The organism is Mycobacterium sp. M26, from assembly GCF_001494595.1.
Classification (GTDB): Bacteria; Actinomycetota; Actinomycetes; order Mycobacteriales; family Mycobacteriaceae; genus Mycobacterium.
Window position 1 is genome coordinate 1 of sequence record NZ_LN929905.1, and the last position, 3,166, is coordinate 3,166.

Annotated in this window: 3 protein-coding genes and 1 pseudogene; 1 reads left to right on the plus strand and 3 read right to left on the minus strand. The window is 66.7% G+C overall.

Going from position 1 to position 3,166, the window contains the following annotated elements; translation table 11 throughout:
• Positions 1 to 684: pseudogene (locus tag BN3385_RS00030) on the minus strand (hypothetical protein); the annotation flags it as partial.
• Positions 685 to 814: 130 nt separating this feature from the next.
• On the opposite strand from BN3385_RS00030, the gene BN3385_RS00035 reads away from it, so the two are divergent.
• Positions 815 to 1,861, plus strand: a complete 1,047-nt coding sequence (locus tag BN3385_RS00035; protein WP_197415097.1) for a PE-PPE domain-containing protein — start codon at positions 815 to 817, stop codon at positions 1,859 to 1,861.
• On the opposite strand, the gene BN3385_RS00040 is transcribed toward BN3385_RS00035, so the two are convergent.
• Positions 1,776 to 2,573, minus strand: a complete 798-nt coding sequence (locus BN3385_RS00040) for a TspO-related membrane protein (protein WP_059013918.1) — start codon at positions 2,571 to 2,573, stop codon at positions 1,776 to 1,778. The genes BN3385_RS00035 and BN3385_RS00040 overlap by 86 nt on opposite strands.
• Positions 2,574 to 2,665: 92 nt before the next feature.
• On the minus strand, positions 2,666 to 3,166 hold a 501-nt coding region (locus BN3385_RS00045), incomplete at its 5' end, for a multicopper oxidase domain-containing protein (protein ID WP_156432462.1).

Sequence of the window (3,166 nt, forward strand, 5' to 3'; positions counted from 1 at the left end):
CTGCGGCAGGCAGAAGATGATGCAGGGCAGCGACGGGAGCCCGATCGACGGCGGCGGCGGCAACTCAGGCAGCCCTATCGGCGGAGGTGGCGGCAACTGCGGCAGACCGATGGCCGGGAACTGCGGCAGCCCGATCGCTGGCGGCGGAGGCAGCTGCGGCAGGCTCAGCGAGGGCATCGCCGGCAGGCTCCACGCTGGCGCCTGCGGCAGGCTCAGTGACGGCAGCGAGGCCGCGCTGAAGGCCGGCATGGACGCCACCGAGGCCGCGGGCAGTGCGAACGTCGACGCCGACGCCGCCGAGGTGTTTCCGAGGTTCTGGGCCAGCAGGTAGAACAGGCCGGAAGCGGCACCCGAGGCCGCGCCCGACACCACGCCGGCTGCACCGTTGGCGATCGGGGTCGCCACGCTCACCGCGATGTTGGAGTTCGCCTGCTGCACTGCGGTCTCACGCGCCGCGTCCAGCTGCCGACCGAAGGTGTCGTTCCAGGACTGGGTCAGGCTGTTGAGGAAGCCCTGCAGGTCAGACGGGTTGCTGGCGTTCTGCGCGCGGAGCTGCCCCTCGGCGGGCAGGATCGTGTCGTCGTCGCCGGGAGCCGCAAGGGCCGGACCGCTGAGGGTCAGCAACGCCCCGACGCACAGCGACGCTGCGGCCGCCATGCGGACTGAGGTATGCCGGAAGCCCATGATCACTCCTTTTGTGGGATGCGAGCAATAGTATCCGCCATCACCCACCCAAGACAGCAATCGTTATCAACGCTATCGTTAATTTGGGGGGCGCGGGCGAACCATCACCGTGCTGATCGGGGGAAACATGATGGCCGTCGCACGGCTGGGCCTGGCAGCAATCGCTGCCGCTCTCATCACCGCACCGTCGGCCGGCGCGGACACCGTCATCTGGATCCACGGGGCCATGCCGCAGGGCGCCGAGCTCTCGACCTCCGACGTCATGCGCCGGGTACCGGACGGCTACACGCTGCAGGAAGTCGACTATCCGGCCGGGTTGTGGCCGTGGACCGGCCTGACCAGCCCGACGGGCACCCAGTCGATCGCCGCCGGCGTCCCCAAGCTCGACGCCGCCATCCGCGACGCCGCAACCCAGGGCAAGGTCCTCGTCATCGGTGAATCACTCGGCTCCCTGGTGGTCGAGCAGGAACTGCGTGCGCTCGCCGTCGACCCCACCGCCCCGGATCCCAACCAGGTCCGGTTCGAGGTGATCGCCGACCCGGCCCGGCCCGGCGGTCTGTTCTCCTACCTTCCGGTGGGCAACTTCGTGCTGTTCACCGACCAGACCGCGAAGCCCATCGCCGAGACGCCGTACGACGTCTCCGTCATCAAACTGCAGTACGACGGGGTGGCCAGCTGGCCGGACCGGCCGTGGAACCTCGCCGCGGACCTCAACGCCCTGGCGGGCGGCATCGTCTACCACGGCACCGACCACTACGGCCTGGCCGCGCAACAGGTGATCCACAATGAGGTCCCGGCCCAGAACATCAGCACCGCGGTCAACTCCCGGGGCGGCGTGACGACGACCTACACCATCCAGCAGACCCCGGCGCTCCCCCACCTGCTCGAGCCGTACTTCCCGAAACTGATCGCGGCGATCGACACCGAACTCAACCAGCTGATCAACGAGGGCTATTCGGAGCTCACCCCCACCGGCGGCCCGCACCTGGCACCCGGCGGCACCTTGGTGCACAGCGACGGAACCCCGGCCGTGATCAAGGACTCCGCACCGCCGAAGCGGCCGCACGCCGCCGCGAGGCGAGCGCCGAAGGCTACGCCGGCAAGCGCTCGCGCTGACGCAGCACAACCGCCTCGGCCGCCACGAAGATCACCAGCGACGCGATCACCGCGGCAATGATCGCCGGGTAGCGGCTGTCCAGGCCAGACACCTGGCGGAGCAGGATGCCGGCGAACGCCCAGATCAACACCAGGCCGTAGGCCACATCCCGGTTGCGCAGCATCGTGGCCGTCCCGATCGCCATCGCCACCAAGACGATGATCGTCGCCCACGCCGCGGCACTCATACCGAAGCCATCCCACTTCAGGCTGACCAGCAGCACGGTCACGTTGGCCACCGTCGCCACCGTGGTCCAGCCGAAGTAGACGCTGAAAGGTACTGCGATGAAGAACTTTTCACGCCGGGTCAGATTCGCGACCCGCACGGTGTCGGTGATCAGGATCAGGCACAGCAGGATCACCACGATCAGCACCACCGACAGCGGAATGATGTCGTAGTGCCAGGCGAAGATCCACGCGGTGTTGGCCAACGACGAGATGGCGAACAGCACCCCCACCCGGTTGAGCAGCGCGGTGCGCCCGACATCGGGTGTGGTTTCCCGGAACAGGCCGAGTTGATAGAGCACGTGCAGGCCCAGGAGCAGATAGATGACGCTCCAGATCGAGAACGTGATCCCGGCCGGGGTGAACAGACTGGGGTACGCGTCGGACACATCCCCGGTGTTGCGGCCGTTCAGCGGCAGCGCATTGGCCAGTGCGTTCATCGTGACCATGGCCAGGTACGTGATGACCACCAGCGCTTTGATAGGACCGCGCCCGGTGGTTGCCGTCATGCCCGTCATATCAGTGACCTCCTGGTCCTAGATTCGCATCACCGAACCCGTTGGCAGAAACCCGAATCGGGCTTGTCAGCAACTCGTAAGACTCAGGTGAGGTAGTCGAAGGTCGACATCATGCCCGCTTCGGCGTGATAGGTGTTGTGGCAGTGCAGCGGCCAGTACCCCGGATTGTCGGCCAGGATCGCGATCTTCACCGATTGTTTGGGGATGACGATCACGGTGTCCTTCCGAGCGCCGAGATCCCCGTTGGCATTGAGCATCTGGAACGTGTGCCCGTGCAGATGCATCGGATGCCACATCCTGGTGTTGTTGGTGAAGGTCATGGTGGCCTGCTGGCCCTGCTTGATGGTGAAGGGCTTGTTCTTCGGGAAGAAGCCGTTGACGCCCCATTCGTAGGCGGTCGGACTGGCAGTCAGGTCCGCGGTGAATTCGGTGTCGGCCTTGCTGAACTTCAGCCGGGCTTCCGGCGTGGCAGTGAACATCTCGATGGTGCCGACCCGCCCGTTGAGTTCCGGCGGGGTGAATCCGGGTGCAGGCGCAGACCCCGCCCCCGTCGTGAGCAGTGCCCGCCCGGCTGCGTTCTTGCC

Excerpts from the sequence above, each read along its gene's own strand:
- BN3385_RS00040 (WP_059013918.1), bottom strand. The coding sequence starts at position 2,573 with ATGACGGCAACCACCGGGCGCGGTCCTATCAAAGCGCTGGTGGTCATC.
- BN3385_RS00035 (WP_197415097.1), top strand. The coding sequence starts at position 815 with ATGGCCGTCGCACGGCTGGGCCTGGCAGCAATCGCTGCCGCTCTCATC.